The following is a 16,863-nucleotide window of genomic DNA, read 5'->3' on the forward strand; positions in this document are numbered from 1 at the left end:
ATGACTCTGCTGTTAGGGAAATGGTTGGAAGAGGGTCGGTTGCATCGGGTATAAGCCCGGGACGCCGAAATATAACTTCTATACTAACACTATGGCGAAACATTTATTGTATTCTCCCACCACAATAAAGATTACATTAAAATTATACCCGCAACGTATAATCATCAAAAAAAATACGTATTCAAGATAAGTTCCTTTCTAAATCCATTTTTTTCTTCTGAAAAACCAAAGAACAACGAGGGATGAAAAGACCATTAGCAGCAGCGAAAGCCAGAATCCCCACGGCTCACCGGTAGACGGTATGTGTTGGTAGTTCATCCCAAAAATACCGGCGATCAGCGTGGGCGGCATAAAAATGATCGTCACGACGGTGAAAATCTTGATTACCTGACTCTGTTCGAGGTTGATCAGACCCATGAAGGTGTTCTGGAGGTATTCGAGGCGTTCGAAATTGAAGGTGGTATATTCGAGAAGGGAGTTGATGTCTTTCAGGATAATACGCAGGTGTTCCTTACGGTCTTCGGGGAAATACTGGCTTCGCAGGATACCCGAAAGGACACGTTGCTTGTCGATACTCGTTTCGCGGAGCATCATGGTGATTTCCTGCAATCCGCTGATGCGGATCAGAACTTCCTGCCGCGTCTTTTGCTCATGTGTAAGATCCTTACTGATTGCCGAGATGTCCCTTGAAATGCCTTCCAGCGCGTCGGCGTCCGCTTCTATGCGCGTTTCGAGCAGCAAGAGCATAAAATCGACCCCGCCCTGTATACTTTCCGGGCTCACTTTCATTTTCTTGACCGTGTCGGCGAACGTTTTCGAGTCACCGCGACGGTAAGTAAAGAGCACATTTTGGTTCAGAATGAAGGAAACCGGATACGTTTCATAACCTTCCCGCTCTATTTTGAGAAAGTTGGAGTTAGCGTTGATCGTCTCGTTCTGCTCAAAGAAACGCGAACTGCTTTCAATCTCCACGATTTCCTGGGGTGTCTGAAAACTGATATTACACTTGTTTTCAACCCATTCTTCCTCTTCCGCACTTGGAGACTGTAAATCTACCCACACGAGATTCGGGACTTTTCCTAGCTCGCGGATATCGTTTTCGCGCTTAATGACTTTACCTTCCTTATAGAATATGCGTACCATGGATTAAAGTTGGGAAAAAAAGCCAGAAGCTCAACCGTTCGGTCATCGGTATCGCATTGGCTTGGAGCGCTCGACGGTTAAAGCTAACTTGTATTCTTTTAATACACACACTGTGAAAGAGAAATTTTACCATTGGTTGTCCGTAAAGTCGAAGAGGCAAAACGTGTTTTAGCTACTTAAAAAAAGCCATTGTCCGAATACTACAAGTAAATTCCGCTCTTTCTGGAAAGTGTCGTAAATTTGCGTGATGCAAAATACAGCTTCACGTGGGATATTGACGACGCAGTTCTGGTTGCTGGGTCTTAGCTCGTTTCTCTTCTCTTCCAGCTTCAATATGCTGATCCCCGAGCTTCCGGCCTATCTTTCAAGTATGGGCGGGGCGGAATACAAAGGGGCAATTATCGGATTGTTTACTTTAACGGCAGGTCTTTCGAGACCATTCAGTGGCCGGCTTACCGACCGGGTCGGGCGAGTTCCCGTGATGGCGTTCGGTTCGCTGGTATGTTTCGTTTGTGGGTTTCTGTACCCGATCTTCACGACGGTAATGCCGTTTCTGCTGCTCAGACTTGTGCATGGCTTCTCTACGGGTTTTAAACCGACTGGTACCGCTGCATATGTGGCGGATATTGTTCCTATCAATCGCCGGGGAGAGGCGATGGGCATCCATGGCATGTGTATGAGCGTGGGCTCGGCTTTCGGGCCGGCGATAGGGAGTATGATCAGCGAGGAATTTTCTCTGAATGCGCTCTTCTACACATCGTCGTTACTGGCATTCCTTTCCATCGCGATCCTTTTGAATATGAAGGAGACTTTGCAAGAAAAGCAAAGACTCAGTCTGAAGTCTTTTCAAATCACCCGGAGGGACATTTTCGAGCCCGATGTCTTCAGTCCGGCACTTATTACATTCCTTTGCTACTTTGGCTTCGGTGCAGTGGCTACGGTTACGCCGGATTTCAGCGGTTATCTCGGCTTACAAAATCGGGGGTTATATTTCATGATGTTTACGATCTCTTCCATCCTGGTGCGTCTCTTTGCCGGTAAAATATCCGACCGCCATGGCCGCATGCCAGTCACGATCGTGGGATGTATCATCCTGATCGTCGCGATGATTCTCACAGGCTTTGCCGAGTCCGTATTCATGTTCCTGGCTGGCGCGGCTTTTTTTGGGGTAGCGATGGGCATTCTTTCGCCGGTGCTTTCTGCCTGGACAGTCGATCTGAGTGGCGATCACAATCGCGGGCGCGCCATTGCCACGATGTTCATCTCCCTGGAAGCAGGCATTGGCCTTGGTGCATTCTTGTCCGCGGAATTATTTGAAAACCAGCGGGAGAACCTACCACTGGTGTTTTTCTGCATGGCTGCGTTTGCATTGGCTGCGCTTTCCTATACAGTAGTTATTTACCAGTTTAAAAAGCGACGTGCCCGTGTTATTTGACGATACTTACCGAAGCATTGCTGCACCGGTAGAAGGCTTTTTTAAGGATAAAGGAAGTAAATTCCTGGCTTATGCCTATCCGGTTGAAAATGATGAACAGGCGAAATCGTACCTGAATGAGCTGTACGAATTGCATCCCAAAGCGGTACACCATTGTTACGCGTATCGCCTGGGTGCCGACAGGATGAGTTATCGCATGAGCGATGATGGCGAGCCATCGGGAACCGCGGGTAGGCCAATTCTCAATACTTTATATTCGAGGAATGTTACGAACGTTCTAGTGGTGGTAGTGCGGTATTTCGGAGGAACGTTGCTCGGAGTACCGGGGCTTATCAACGCTTACAAAACCGCTACCGACGCGGCATTGGACGTAGCCGAAATAGTCACGCGGCACTATTTCAGTGTTTACAGGTTGTCGTTCCAATACCCGCAAATGAACGACGTCATGCGGATCGTGAAGGAAATGGAGTTGCCTGTACGCGTCCAAGCATTTGAAATGCAATGCACTATGGAAGTGGAAGTCCGCTCCACGCTCGTCGAAAGGTTTATGACGCGTTCGGAAAAAGTCGAGGGGCTTTCCATAGAACTGGTTATCTAGTTGTTTTCACGAAGCATTCGCACGAAATCGTCTTCATATTCCTTAATCGCTTTCAGGAGTTCTTGCAATTCTTTTTCTTCCGGTGTGCCTTTTTTGGCATCGAATATCTCGTCGGCCCGTTCGGAGGCTTTTTCGTATTCGGTTTCGTTCGTGATTTTCATGATTGCAGGTATTTGAATGTTTTTTCAAAAGTATTTCATTGTTTTTCAATGCACAAAAAAACCGGCACGAAGGCCGGCTTTTTTGCGGGTGCGTTAGTGGGTTATGCCGGTATTAATATCCCGGATTTTGTTTCAAGGTAGGCTTGCCGTCTTTCTGGCTGTTGAGGATTTCGTCCTGTGGCAGAGGATAATAGAGGTTCTTTTGGGTGAATGTTTTACCCGCCATATAACCCCGCTTGTTGAACGTACGTCCCGATGGTTCTTTACCAGGTACAGCTTCTTCGGCCGCGTATTTGTTCAATACCTTTTCAGCAATACCCCAGCGTACAAGGTCGAAGAAGCGGTGACCTTCCATCGCGAATTCCAGGCGTTGCTCCATCCGTACTGCATTTCTCGCATAATCAGCACCTTTGGCAGCGAAGGTTCCTGCCGGATAAGGTTCCACTTTGTAAGTCACGGTTGGGTCCTGTACAGAACCGGTTTTCGCGCGGACACGGATCTGGTTCACCAAATCCTGAGCCACTGCCAGGTTACCGAGTTCGACTTCGCATTCAGCCAGCCATAACAGCACGTGCGACAGTTTAATGAGGCGGTAGTTGTTGTTTACGTTCCGCTTGCTGGTGGAGTGGGTAGTGCTGTTTTCTTCCGCCAAATAATACATCCATTTTTTACCTGTAAATGGTCCCGCATAAGCTTGGTCCCGGATCCAGGTTGAGCCCGGCATAGGGCCCCAGTCGAGGAAATTCACTCCGCGACGGCCGACGGTCCAGTCGAGCCGGGGGTCAACCGGAATGGTTTTATCCAAAGTAAATGCGGCCGACGCGACGATTCCCTCATCGTTTGGTAAGTCCACTTTATTATAAGTGTCCAAAGAACCGTCTGCGGCAGCACCGATCATCGGGAGCCCATTCTCGGTTTTGAATGCATTTACGAGGTTGTGAGATGGTTGGTAGAAACCGCAGCATCCACGTCCGGGAGCGGTGGCAGAGTAAGGCCAGTTGAGGTTATCACCGGCGTTACCGTTGTTACCGTTCGTACCGTCGTTTACAGAGAACTGCACTTCCATGATCGACTCGGAATTGTTGTTACCGGCCGTGCGGTAATTGTCGTGGTAGTTGGCAACCAGTTTTTTGCCGGAATTTTTAACAATATCATCCAGCAGTTCTTTGGCTTTGTCCCATTTTTTCTGGAAAAGAAGCGCCTTGGCGAGATATGCTTTGGCGGCCCATTTCGTAGCACGGCCTTTTTGTGCCTGTGTTGCAGGAAGGTTATCAGCAGCAAATTGAAAGTCCGCTTCGATTTTACCCCAGATATCTTCCGTATTTGGGACTTTTGTCGAGTTGGGATCACCAGCGTTGTAAATCTTCTCGTCGATGTAAGGGACATTGTTCCACATTTTCTTTGCCTCGAAGTGATAATGGCCGCGGAGGAAACGTGCTTCTGCAATTACCTGTGTCTTTTCAGCCTCAGTCATGTCTTTTATGTCCGGACTTCCTGCTATCTGGATTGTCTCGTTGGCGCGGGCAACACCGTCATAGGAATGCCACCATTTTCCAAGGAAGTAGGTGTTGTCTGACAGCCAGTTGTATTGTTCGATAAACGATTGCTCTGGCTGGTCGCCGGCGTCGGTGCCTTTCACGGCGTCGTCGCTACTGATACCCCCGAAAACGTAGTTCGAAATCGTCGATTGGCGACCCGTGTTACCAGCGCCCACACCATCGAGTAGCGAGTAGGTGCCTATAAGCAGGGCATTAACGCCGTTTTTATTGCTGAGCTGTTCTTTTGAGGCTCGCCCTTGAGGTTTCAGATCAAAGAAGTCGTCAGAGCAAGAGAAGCTCAGACCGACTAACATGCACATTAATAATGTCTTTTTCATTGTATGGTTCTGTATAATGAAGATCAATAGATGGACTAGAAGTTGAAACGTAAACCGCCGAGGAAAGACTTGGCTACCGGATAGGAGCCTTCATCCACGCCCATGTGAATATCCTGGTTGTTTTCGCCCGATCTTCTCAGGTTAATATCCGGGTCAAGTCCTGTGTATTTCGTGAATGTAAACAGGTTTTGGCCTTGAACGTAAATCTGTGCCGATCCCAGTTTCGCCTTTTTTAGCCAGTTTGAGGGCAAATTGAATGTCAGCTGAATGTTTTTCAAGCGGAAGTAAGAACCATCTTCCAGGAAGTAGGAGGAAACCTGCTGGCTGGTGGCGTCACCCGAGTTCAGGCGTGGCAATTTCGCATTATCACCCGGTTTTTTCCACGAATCATAAAGCATGGTTTTCGAGCGGTTGCCCTGGAATACGTTGAAGTCTGTCCAGTATTTCACATAGTTGAAGATCTGGTTGCCTTGCACACCTTGTCCGAACAATGTCAGGTCGAACCATTTCCAGCCTACACCCACGTTGATACCATAGTTGAAGTCGGGGTGCGGATTGCCTATGATGGTGCGGTCGGCGGCAGTAATTACGCCGTCGCCATTCACGTCACGGAATTTGAAAGTACCTTCTCTTGTATAAGATCCGAATTTCGGAGCCGCGTCAGCTTCGGCCTGATCTTTGATCACACCATCTACGAAATAACCATAATAGCTCGCGATTGGCAGGCCAGCTTTGGTAGCCGACATGGCCGGAAGACGGGTTGTGAAACCGAAAATAGTCGCATTCGGGTCATTGTTCAGTTTCAGTACCTTGTTTTTGTAGTGGCCAAAGTTGATACCCACCATGTAGTTGAAATCACCTTTTTTATCACGGAAAGTGATGCCAAGGTCTACACCGCGGTTGCGCACCTCACCGATATTGGTATAAGGGATCGTACCGGAACCGGCCGTTCTCGGAATGGCGATCTGCGTCAGCATGTCGGAGGTAATACGGTTATAAACGTCGAGTACCACTTCCAGTTTGCTATTGAACAAGCTCGCGTCGAGACCAACGTTGGTGGAAGTATTGGTTTCCCATTTACCATTGGAGTTTCCAAACTGAACCAGGTCGAAACCACCTACAATCGACGTACCCGTACCGTTGATGTCGTAGGCGTTGTTCTGGGGATCGGCGGCGTACAGGGTGTAAGCATTATAAACGTTAGGGATGAGTTGGTTACCGGTTTTACCCCAGCCAAAACGCAGTTTTAAATCGTCGACGAATTTCACCGGCTTCATGAACGCCAACTCGGTCATACGTAAACCCAGTGAAAATGCAGGGAAAACACCGTAGCGGTTGACAGCTGAAAAACGTGATGATCCGTCACGACGTAAGGTTACGTCGGCAAGGAGGAGTTCTTTAAATGCGTAGTTGATTTTTCCGAACTGCGAAAAAAGCGCACTTTCTGTTGCACCAGGGCCTGCATTGCTCAAACCGGCTGCCGATCCTGCATCGAGGTAGCGGTAATCGAGGTCGTCAAATGCGAATGCGCTCCGGCTGGCGCGGAATTCAGCGGCATACGTTTTCACAGCCTCTGTACCAAGCAACACACTGAAATTATGCACGCCGAATGATTTGGCATAATTTAAAGTGTTAAACCAGGTGAACGAGCGGTCGACATTGTTGATCACGTTCAAGCTGTTGGCATTTCTGGCTTCCGCAGCTTCGATATCGCGGTGGAAGTACTCCGAGCGGTTGTACTGGTTGTATTCAATACCAAGGCTCGTGCGTGCGTACAAACCCGGAAGAATGTCGACCTGTGCAAATACGTTACCGAACGCGTGCGTACCCTTTGTAAGGTTGTCTTTCTCGCGGTACAGACGCGCAAGTGGATTGGGGGCGTTACCGAGGTTACTACCGCGGCTTCCTGCAAATCCGTTGTAATCGGATGTGTTTGTTCCACCCAATGCTTTCGGGCCGCCTGTAATGTCGAATACCGGGATGATCGGGTGTACGCGGATCGCGAACATGATCGGGTTACTTTCGTCGTTGTTGGTAATCCCCTGTCTTTCGTCGTAAGAGAATGTAAAGTTCTCACCCACAGTTACCGGGCCTTTTTTGAACTCGGTGTTTGCGCGGAGAGAGTATCTTTTGTATTTGGTGTATCTCAAAATACCATTCTGCTTGAAGTAGTTTGCCGAAAGCGCATATTTGGCAGCATCGGAACCTCCGGATGCGCCAATCTGGTAGTTGGAGATCGAAGCCGGGTCGAAGATTACATCCTGCCAGTCGGTTCCCTCTTTATTCGCTTTAGTGATGTTGAATGCGGTTTTACCAAGTGCCGGATCGGCAATGTCGTTGGTATAGGTGTAGTTGCTTGGCAAATCGCCGTACACGTTCGGATAAATGTAATCGGCAATGGTCTGATTCCCGTTCTCATCGAACTTGTATTGGGCGGAAGGAGATGTTACCGACGGGTTTTTGCCTGCGCCAAGGTCAGCTTCATAGAGGTACTGACCCAGCTCCTTCGTATTCAGCAGGTCGAGCATCTTGCCGGGGCGCTGGGTGCCGGTATAGAAGTCGAATGTAATGTTTGGAGCGCCGGTTTTGCCCTTTTTGGTCGTGATGATCACCACCCCGTTCGCTGCACGTGCACCGTAAATGGATGCCGCCGAAGCGTCTTTCAGCACCTGCATCGACTCGATGTCGTTCGGGTTGATCTGGTTCAGTGTACCCTGTGTAGGCACACCGTCGATTACGTAAAGTGGGCTGTTGTTGTTGATTGAACCAAAACCGCGAATACGTACCATCGTACCACCGCCGGGAGAATTGTCGTTTCCGACAGTCACCCCGGAAGCCCGTCCTTGCAGCATTTGCGTTACGCTCGCAGTAGGAACCGAGGTGAGTTCTTTGGGGTTAATCACCGTTACAGCGCCGGTAATATCCTTTTTACGCTGTGCGGCATAACCGGTTACAACCACTTCACTCAGGTTCTTGATATCGTCCTCCATCGTCACGTCAATGGTCGTCTGGTTGCCGACAGGTATTTCCTTCTTGACCAAACCGATGGATGAGAAAACCAGGATTGCACCGGATCCTTTCGCTTCGATCGAATAAACGCCGTCGGCATCGGTGACTGTACCGATATTCGTTCCTTTCAGTTGCACGTTCACACCGGGGATGCCGGTTCCATCAGCAGAGGAGGATACTTTACCCTTGACCTGATGATCCTGGGCGTAGGACAGATGAGCTGCTATTGCGAACAGCATAATCATGACACCCCGGAAAAGCGGGACTAGTAAATGTTTGTTCATAAATTGAGTTGGGATGATGTTAAAAATGTATTACTAAATGTCAATATACTGTTAAAGGTAGAAATTAGAGCGCTGTTTTTGGTAATATTTTTATAATTAATATTAATCTACAACTGGTTACAAGCTATTTCTTCTTTGAAAAATCTTATTATGCAATCGTTTGCATTAAAGGTGAGCGTCTTGGAAAAAACCAATCTTCAAATGGTATACGCAAGTGGTTGCGTGTGAGAAAATTTGCAACTCAAAGTGTATTTTTGTGGTTATCACATTTACAACTTCATTTACAGACTAACTCACAAACGATCATCAGATTTTGGAATATTTAAATGGCCTGGAAGTGGCGGAACAGGACCTTATTGAGGTACAGGGCGCCCGAGAACACAATCTCAAAAACATCGATGTAGCTATCCCGCGTAACAAGCTCGTGGTAGTGACGGGTATCAGCGGCAGCGGCAAGTCGTCGCTCGCATTTGATACAATTTATGCCGAGGGGCAGCGCAGGTATATGGAGAGCTTCTCGTCCTATGCACGCGGCTTCATCGGCGAAATGGAACGGCCGGATGTGGACAAGATCAGTGGCCTCTCGCCGGTCATCAGCATCGAGCAGAAAACGACATCACGCAACCCGCGGTCTACCGTGGGCACGGTAACGGAGATTTATGATTTCCTGCGCTTGCTTTACGCACGTGCGGGTGAGGCGTACTCGTATGTGACGGGCCGACGGATGATCAAGCAATCGCAGGATCAGATCGTGAACCAGCTCATGACGCAGTTTCTTGGGCAGAAAATCGTGCTGCTGGCACCGGCTGTCAAAGGCCGGAAGGGACATTACCGCGAGCTTTTCGTGCAGATTGCCCGGCTGGGTTATACCAAAGTGCGTGTCGATGGCGAGGTACAGGATATTACCCCCAAAATGCAGCTCGACCGCTATAAGGTCCACGATATCGAGATTGTGATCGACCGCGTGATTCCGAAAAAGGAAGAAGAAGACCCGCAGTCGAGATACCGGATGAGCCAGTCAGTAGCGACGGCCATTAAGCAGGGAAAAGGTGCATTGATGGTGCTGGATGCGAAAGGTAACACGCATTATTTTTCCCAAAACCTGATGGACCCTGAATCCGGCATCAGCTATGACGACCCGGCGCCCAATGCGTTCTCGTTCAACTCTCCTTATGGCTGGTGTCCTACCTGTCAGGGATTGGGCATTATCGAGGAAATTACTGAAGATTCCATTATTCCAGACAAATCGCTGAGTATCAGCCGGGGAGGCATTGCGCCGATGGGAGAGTACCGTGAGGCTTGGATATTCAAGCAGTTAGAGGTTTTATTAAAGAAATACAAAATCACGCTCACGACCCCGCTCGAAAAGTTCCCCGAGGAAGCATTGAAACTCGTGCTTTACGGCAGCGAAGAGGCGGTGCCGGTGCCTTCGAAGAAATACCCGGGTACCGAGTGGGAAACCAAATTCGACGGGATCATTAACTTTTTGAAAAGGCAGCAGGAGTCGGGTAACGAGAAAATTCAGGATTGGCTGAAAGATTTCATGGTAACCCAAACCTGCCCCGAATGCAAAGGCAAGCGCCTGCGGAAAGAGTCATTGCATTTCAAAATTGATAAAAAAGACATTGCCGAGCTGGCCGACAGCGACATTCGCGAACTGGCCGAATGGCTGGTAGGACTCGAAGACCGCCTGGAAGAAAAGCAGCGGGTGATCGGGCACGAGGTTTTGAAGGAAATCCGGAAACGCGTTGGGTTTATGCTTGATGTGGGACTGGATTACCTCACATTGAACCGTTCGTTGAGGACATTATCCGGTGGCGAAGCCCAGCGCATTCGCCTCGCGACGCAAATCGGCACGCAGCTGACGGGTGTACTGTACATTATGGATGAACCAAGCATCGGCCTGCACCAGCGGGACAATGTACGGCTCATTAATTCCCTCAAAAGCCTGCGCGACCTGGGCAATACGGTGCTTGTGGTAGAACACGATAAGGACATGATGCTCGCCTCGGACTACATCCTCGACATCGGGCCGGGAGCGGGACGCCACGGAGGAAGCGTCGTAGGAGCTGGTACTCCGGAGAAATTCCTGCAAAATGGCTCGCTGACGGCCGATTACCTGGCCGGTCGTGAAGCCATCGACGTGCCTAAAAAGCGGAGAAAAGGCAAAGGTGAATCCATTGTATTGAAAGGATGTACAGGCCATAACCTGAAAAATGTCTCGGTTTCGATCCCGCTGGGCACGATGATCTGCGTGACAGGCGTGAGCGGCAGCGGCAAGTCGTCGCTGATCCACGAAACGCTGTTCCCGTTATTGAACCAGCATTTTTACAAATCGAGAAGGGAGCCGCTTCCTTACAAATCCATCGAAGGGCTCGAACATATCGACAAGGTGATCGAGGTAGATCAGTCGCCGATCGGGCGCACGCCTCGCTCGAACCCGGCTACTTATACCAACCTCTTTACCGATATCCGTACGCTCTTCGCCGAGTTGCCAGAAGCGAAAATCCGTGGTTACAAGCCGGGACGCTTCTCATTCAATGTGAAAGGGGGCCGTTGCGAGGATTGCGAGGGTGCTGGTATGAAGAAGATCGAAATGGACTTCCTGCCTGACGTGCATGTCAACTGCGAAACGTGCAAAGGCAAGCGCTTCAACCGCGAGACATTGGAAGTGCGTTTCAAAGGCAAATCCATCGCCGATGTGCTCGATATGACTGTGGAATCGGCATTAGAGTTCTTTGAGAACCAGCCGAGATTACTGCGCAAAGTTCAGACTCTGAATGATGTAGGTTTGGGATACATTACCCTTGGTCAGCATGCTACCACATTATCTGGCGGCGAGGCACAGCGTGTGAAGTTGTCGGAAGAGCTATCGAAACGAGATACCGGGAAGACCTTGTACATTCTGGACGAACCTACCACCGGTTTGCATTTCCAGGACATCCGCCATTTGCTCAATGTTTTGAATAAACTGGTCGAAAAAGGAAACACAGTGCTCATTATCGAGCATAACCTCGACGTAATCAAGGTTGCAGACTACATTATAGACGTAGGGCCCGAAGGTGGCGCGCAGGGCGGCCGCATTATTGCGGAGGGGACGCCCGAGAAGGTAGCGAAAGTGAAGGGGAGTTTTACCGGCTATTTTTTGCAGGAAGAATTGAAATAGCAGCGATTGAACCGGCAGCTATAAAAGAAGAAAATCCCGCGTTACACATTCGTACGCGGGATTTTTGTTACATCCACTTACCCAAAAACTGGTTGAACGCCTCCTTGTACTGGTCGCTCACCGGAATGGACGTTGCGCCGATCTGAATCGTGTTCCGCGTTACAGCGCTGATTTTATCGAGGTTAACTATGAACGACCGGTGCACACGCATGAACTTGGAGGCGGGCAGTTTTTCTTCCAGCGCTTTCAGGCTCGTGAGCGAGAGGATAGGCTTCGGGTCTGATTTAAGATGGACTTTTACATAATCTTTGAGTCCCTCCGTGTACAAAATATCGTCGTAGGCGATCCGTACCAGCTGATATTCCACTTTCAGGAATAAGTACTCGTCCTTAGGCTCCGAAGAACCGGCCGACGAAGCCTTTTGAACCAGCTCCACATACGCCTGCGCTTTGGATGCGGCACGGAGGAACTCTTCGTAGTTAAAGGGTTTTAGGAGATAGTCAATGGCGTCTACGCGAAAACCATCGAGTGCGTATTGGTTAAATGCGGTCGTAAAAATGATCCTCGGTGCCTTGGTACCGGCTTTTTCAAGTACTCGCGCCAATTCGATACCCGTCAAATCCGGCATTTGAATATCCAGAAAAATAACGTCGATAGGTTTGCTGTTGATCACCTGCAATGCCTCGACGGCGCTGGAATACCTGCCTGCCAGGTTTAGGAACGGTGTCTTTTCGATAAATGCGCACACCAGCCCGAGCGCTAACGGCTCGTCGTCGACGGCGATGCATTCCAATGTGATGCTCATGCCGTTTCCAGTTCGAGGTGTACTTCAAACTCTTTTTCCTCCTTGTTTTCGGTTACTTCCAGCTGGTATTTGCCAGGGTAAAGCAAGTCGAGGCGGCGCTGGGTATTGGCCAGGCCAATGCCGTTACTTTCATCGAGAATAGCCCGTTTATCGGTAAACAGCGTGTTTTTCACTTCTACAAAAATTTTGTGGCCCTCCTGGCGGATCTGAATGTCGATCCGGCTCGGCTGAACGGCGCTTACACCGTGTTTGAATGCATTTTCGATAAAGGGCAGGAATAGCATGGGTGCGATAGAAACGTCGTGGAGCGGATTGGGCGGATCGAGGTGTACGGTAACCTTGTCGGTAAGGCGCAGTTGCATCAGCTGAATGTAATCCTGTGCAAATGCGATTTCCTGGCTCAGCAGCACGGTTCCGTGTTGCGTCTCGTACAACACGTAGCGCATCATACGCGAGAGCTTGTGCAATGCCTCGCGCGCAGCCTCCACGTCGATCACAGTGAGTGCATAAATGTTATTCAGGGTATTGAAAAAGAAATGCGGATTAATCTGCGCTTTCAGGAACGAGAGCTCGGAGTTGATCTTCTCCTTTTCCAGGTTCTGGCGGTACTGCTTGTCGAGCTGCGCGGTGCGCACAGCGGCGACGCTGGTACTGAGCCCGATGATCATCAGGGCGGTGAGCAATGCGAAGTAATCGAGGCGGTCGTGGCGTTTTTTATCGCCATTTGCTTCGCGCGCCAGTTTGAAAGCACGGTCCATTTGCTCGCCGTGGTTGATCGCGATCTTCACCTGCTCGGTGATCACTGCCAGCATCACTACCGACACGATATTGAAGAGGATGAACCGCGAGTATTTGTTCCTGGCGAGGAATTTCGGGAACCAAATGTAGTAGTTGAGATAAAATATCGTAATGAGGAGTGAAAACAATACCGCCTGTTTCACCCAGAAACTGACGGGAAACTCGATTTGCCAGCTCAAAGGCTGCCACATCAAGAACAGGGCCAGAAAACTCCATCCGAGTAAATGGAGGAATAACGGGGGGTATTTCCGGGCAGCACGCGTATCCATTTAGCAATTAGTTAGTTTCAATGTGATTTGAACGCAACACATCGCTGCAATCTTACGGTGAATTTACGAAATCACCTATTTCAATCGATCAATATACCCCGAACGCCGACCGGCGGTACGTCGCAATCTATTAATTAAGAATGTGCAGGCGGGCGGGTTAAGCCTTGCGGCGGCGGCCAAGTCCAAATCCGGCGGTGTTGTAAAACAGTCCCTGCCGGATTGCCTGTCATTTCCAGGGATATATCGTTTGAAAATGCCCGTTGATCGGTACATCTATCCTATCCATCTATTCCTTTTTTTTCTGAGGATTCTACCTTGTTATTTTGAAATTCGAAAAGTACACTTTTAAAACCCCAACCATGAAACTTGTTTTACAACTTACATTCCTGGCTGTGTTTTCAGGGCTTACATCGACGGCATTCGCCCAGTTTCCGGGCGGTGGCGGTGGTGGCGGCGGATTTCGCGGCGGTGGCGGCGGTGATTTCCGCGGAGGCGACAGGCAGCGGCAGACGGTCATTCCGGGAACGGCAGAAGACACTCCTAAAGGTAGCGGAAAGATCACGGGCGTACTCGTGGATTCGACTTCCAAAAAACCGGTAGAATTTGCAGCATTATCTTTGGTGGATACCAAAACCAACAATCCTATCGATGGTACTACCACCGATGAAAAGGGGGAATTTACACTTACGAAAGTAGCGTCGGGTAATTTCAAGATCCTGATTTCCTTCATTGGATATAAGACAAAGACAATCAATAATGTCAGGATCGATCGCAAAACCGAATTGAACCTTGGCACCGTTACACTGGTGCCGGATGTAGTGCAGCTCAACGAAGTCGAGGTAGTAGGGATGGCTCAGATGGTCGAAGAGAAAGTAGACAGGCTGGTTTACAATGCGGAAAAGGATATTACCAGCAAAGGCGGCGATGCTTCGGATGTCATGAAAAAGGTACCGATGCTGACCGTCGACCTGGATGGCAACGTGTCGCTCCGCGGTAGCTCCAACGTGCGCGTACTGATCAACAATAAGCCTTCGACCATTATCGCTACCAGCGTGGCTGACGCATTGAAGCAGATTCCGGCGGATATGATCAAGTCGGTGGAGGTGATCACTTCACCCTCGGCGCGCTATGATGCGGAGGGTTCTGCGGGTATTATCAATATCATTACCAAGAAAAGCACGATCCAGGGCGGTACGCTCAACCTCGACACAGGTATCGGTAACCGCGGCTCTAACCTTGGCTTGCGTGGAAATTACCGTATAGGTAAAATGGGTTTCAGCCTGGGCGGTTTCGGACGGTTCAACTACAATATGCCGGGCAAATCGGAGAATATCCAGATCGGGAAACTCAGCCCATTCACCGTACGCCAGACGAGTGACTCCAAAAATAAAATGGCGTTCGGTTCCTATAACTTTGGCTGGGACTGGGAGATTGATTCCAAAACCTCATTGTCGGCAGGCCTGCGCTACGGAATGCGGAATGCTAAAGTGGACCAGGAGCTTTATACTTATAATACTGTAAACGATACCACAAGAACCAGCTTCCGTGATGTAAGTAGCAAGGACCTTTCAGGTACCTGGGACGTGAATGTGGATTATATGAAAACACTGGCGAAGGCCGGTCAGGAGTTGAGCATTTCGACGCAGTACAGCCGTAACAACCGTACCAACGATTACGATGCCGATATTTACTCACTCAGCAACTCACAATTGAAAGAGCTGTTGGGTGCGCAGGGTAACAACAACAGCAGCCATAACCAGGAAAGTACCGTTCAGGTCGACTATCAGACGCCTATCAAGGATAATCAGATGCTGGAAGTAGGTGGTAAAGGCATTTTCCGCCAGGTGGTGAGTAATTACGATTATTACAGCGAAGTCGGGCAAGCGCAACCCGCCAGTAACCTGAACTATGACCAGAATGTGGTTGCCGGATATTTGTCCTATACATACACTACTAAAAGCCGGTTTACCGTGAAAGCCGGTACGCGTTACGAATACACGAGCATCGACGCACGCCAGGGCGAGGCGGGAGACCTGAGATTACCGGCATATAGTAACCTCGTGCCGAGCATTAACCTTTCGCAGACATTCGGAAGAGGACAGACCATTAAACTGGCCTATAACCGCCGTCTGCAACGTCCGGGTATTCAGTTTCTGAACCCGAACGTGAATGCGGCCAACCCGCAGAACATCACCGTCGGTAACCCGAATCTTAAACCGGAGCTGACCGACCAGATTGAATTGGGGACGAGTTTCTTCAAAAACTCGCTATATGTCAACGTTTCGACATTTGCGCGTTTCACCAACAGCTCGATCGAAAGCATTCGTACCACCAGCGCCGACGGTGTGATCACGACCACTTATGGCAACATCGGTTCGAAAAAGAATTATGGTGCGAATATTTTCGGAAATGTAACATTCTTCAAAAGATGGCAACTGGGCGGCGGTTTCGATTTCTATTATGCTGATTTGTCGAACAACAGCCCTGATCCTGCTTTGCAGAACTCGAACAGCGGTTTCGTGTTGAGCGGCCGTATGCGCACAAGCCTTACCATCAAAAATGGCTGGGGTTTACAGGCAGGCGGGTTCATGCGTGGCCGCGACGTGCAGTTGCAAGGTACACAGGCGGGTTTCCGCATGTACGACTTCGGTGTCCGCAAGGATTTCAAGAACAAACGCGGAAGCATCGGTTTCGCGATGGAGAATTTCCTGGCGCCGTCTTTCAAAATGAAGACCAGCCTGGAATCGAAGACATTTACCCAAAACAACACCAACTACCTGTATAACCGCGGTTTCCGTGTGAATTTCTCTTACCGCTTTGGTAAAATGACGTTTGTGGAGCAGAAAACACGCAGAAGAAAATCCGTCAACAACGACGACCAGAAGTCTGACGGCGGTGGTAATATGGATACCGGCGGAGGTGGCGGTGGAGCGCAAGGCGGCGCACAAACGCCGGCAGTTACACCGGCAGCAGGCGGCCGTGGCGCAGGTGCGCAAGGTGCAGGTCGTCCGCAAAGAGTCGCGAGCCCAGGAGCAGCTGTGGATAGCACAGCCCGCCCGGTGCGCCAGGGAGGATTTCAGGGCCGCCCGGGACAGCCCCGCCCGGATTCGACACAATTCAAGCCGGATTCAACCCGCGTGCGTCCCGACAGCAGCACGATTAAACCCGACAGCACAGCCCGCCCGGCAATCCCAGCGGATTCCACTGCATTGCCAGTGAAACCAGCCACACCGGCCGATTCAACCAAGAAAGATTAACAGACCTCTATAAGCAGAGAAGCCCGGCTGATCTCAACCGGGCTTCTCTTGTTTTAATAATA

At 49.7% G+C, this 16,863-nt stretch carries 10 protein-coding genes; 4 read left to right on the plus strand and 6 right to left on the minus strand.

The genetic code is table 11. The features are described from left to right. Positions 1-198: 198 nt before the first annotated feature. Positions 199-1,143 carry a magnesium/cobalt transporter CorA gene (corA, locus tag ACQ4MZ_RS30210; RefSeq protein ID WP_430851579.1) on the minus strand — a complete coding sequence of 315 codons (945 nt, stop codon included), beginning with the start codon at positions 1,141-1,143 and terminating at the stop codon, positions 199-201. A 247-nt stretch (positions 1,144-1,390) separates the two neighbouring features. On the opposite strand from corA, the gene ACQ4MZ_RS30215 reads away from it, so the two are divergent. Together ACQ4MZ_RS30215 and ACQ4MZ_RS30220 are read left to right on the plus strand one after the other, a co-directional pair. Continuing rightward, positions 1,391-2,578, plus strand: a complete 1,188-nt coding sequence (locus ACQ4MZ_RS30215) for an MFS transporter (RefSeq protein WP_430851581.1) — start codon at positions 1,391-1,393, stop codon at positions 2,576-2,578. Then, the gene (locus ACQ4MZ_RS30220) at positions 2,568-3,176 is read left to right on the plus strand and encodes an IMPACT family protein (protein ID WP_430851583.1); all 609 of its coding nucleotides are present in this window, start codon (positions 2,568-2,570) and stop codon (positions 3,174-3,176) included. Before ACQ4MZ_RS30215 ends, ACQ4MZ_RS30220 begins: the two co-directional genes overlap by 11 nt. Here the strand turns inward: ACQ4MZ_RS30220 and ACQ4MZ_RS30225 are convergent. The 3 genes from ACQ4MZ_RS30225 to ACQ4MZ_RS30235 all read right to left on the minus strand — a co-directional run bounded on the left by ACQ4MZ_RS30225 (position 3,173) and on the right by ACQ4MZ_RS30235 (position 8,506). Continuing rightward, the gene (locus tag ACQ4MZ_RS30225; RefSeq protein ID WP_170118904.1) at positions 3,173-3,337 is read right to left on the minus strand and encodes a hypothetical protein; all 165 of its coding nucleotides are present in this window, start codon (positions 3,335-3,337) and stop codon (positions 3,173-3,175) included. The two genes, ACQ4MZ_RS30220 and ACQ4MZ_RS30225, sit on opposite strands and share 4 nt — an antisense overlap. A 112-nt stretch (positions 3,338-3,449) precedes the next feature. Next, entirely contained in the window at positions 3,450-5,213 is a 1,764-nt protein-coding gene (locus ACQ4MZ_RS30230; protein WP_430851585.1) for a RagB/SusD family nutrient uptake outer membrane protein, read from the minus strand. 35 nt (positions 5,214-5,248) lie between these two features. Then, the gene (locus tag ACQ4MZ_RS30235; protein WP_430851587.1) at positions 5,249-8,506 is read right to left on the minus strand and encodes a SusC/RagA family TonB-linked outer membrane protein; all 3,258 of its coding nucleotides are present in this window, start codon (positions 8,504-8,506) and stop codon (positions 5,249-5,251) included. 313 nt (positions 8,507-8,819) lie between these two features. On the opposite strand from ACQ4MZ_RS30235, the gene uvrA reads away from it, so the two are divergent. Next, on the plus strand, positions 8,820-11,672 hold the full coding sequence (gene uvrA / locus ACQ4MZ_RS30240; RefSeq protein WP_430851589.1) for an excinuclease ABC subunit UvrA: 2,853 nt from the start codon (positions 8,820-8,822) through the stop codon (positions 11,670-11,672). Positions 11,673-11,739: 67 nt separating this feature from the next. Here uvrA and ACQ4MZ_RS30245 read toward each other — a convergent pair whose 3' ends face one another. Both ACQ4MZ_RS30245 and ACQ4MZ_RS30250 read right to left on the minus strand, forming a co-directional pair. Next, positions 11,740-12,471 carry a LytR/AlgR family response regulator transcription factor gene (locus ACQ4MZ_RS30245; protein ID WP_430851618.1) on the minus strand — a complete coding sequence of 244 codons (732 nt, stop codon included), beginning with the start codon at positions 12,469-12,471 and terminating at the stop codon, positions 11,740-11,742. Positions 12,472-12,473: 2 nt separating this feature from the next. After that, a complete protein-coding gene (locus tag ACQ4MZ_RS30250) occupies positions 12,474-13,544 on the minus strand; it encodes a sensor histidine kinase (protein ID WP_430851591.1) in 1,071 nt (356 codons plus the stop codon). 359 nt (positions 13,545-13,903) lie between these two features. Between ACQ4MZ_RS30250 and ACQ4MZ_RS30255 the strand changes: the two genes are divergently transcribed. After that, complete coding sequence (locus ACQ4MZ_RS30255; protein ID WP_430851593.1) at positions 13,904-16,801, plus strand: TonB-dependent receptor domain-containing protein; 2,898 nt, start codon at positions 13,904-13,906, stop codon at positions 16,799-16,801. The last annotated feature ends 62 nt before the right edge of the window (positions 16,802-16,863 follow it).

It is taken from the genome of Dyadobacter sp. BHUBP1, from assembly GCF_050587785.1.
Classification (GTDB): domain Bacteria; phylum Bacteroidota; class Bacteroidia; order Cytophagales; family Spirosomataceae; genus Dyadobacter.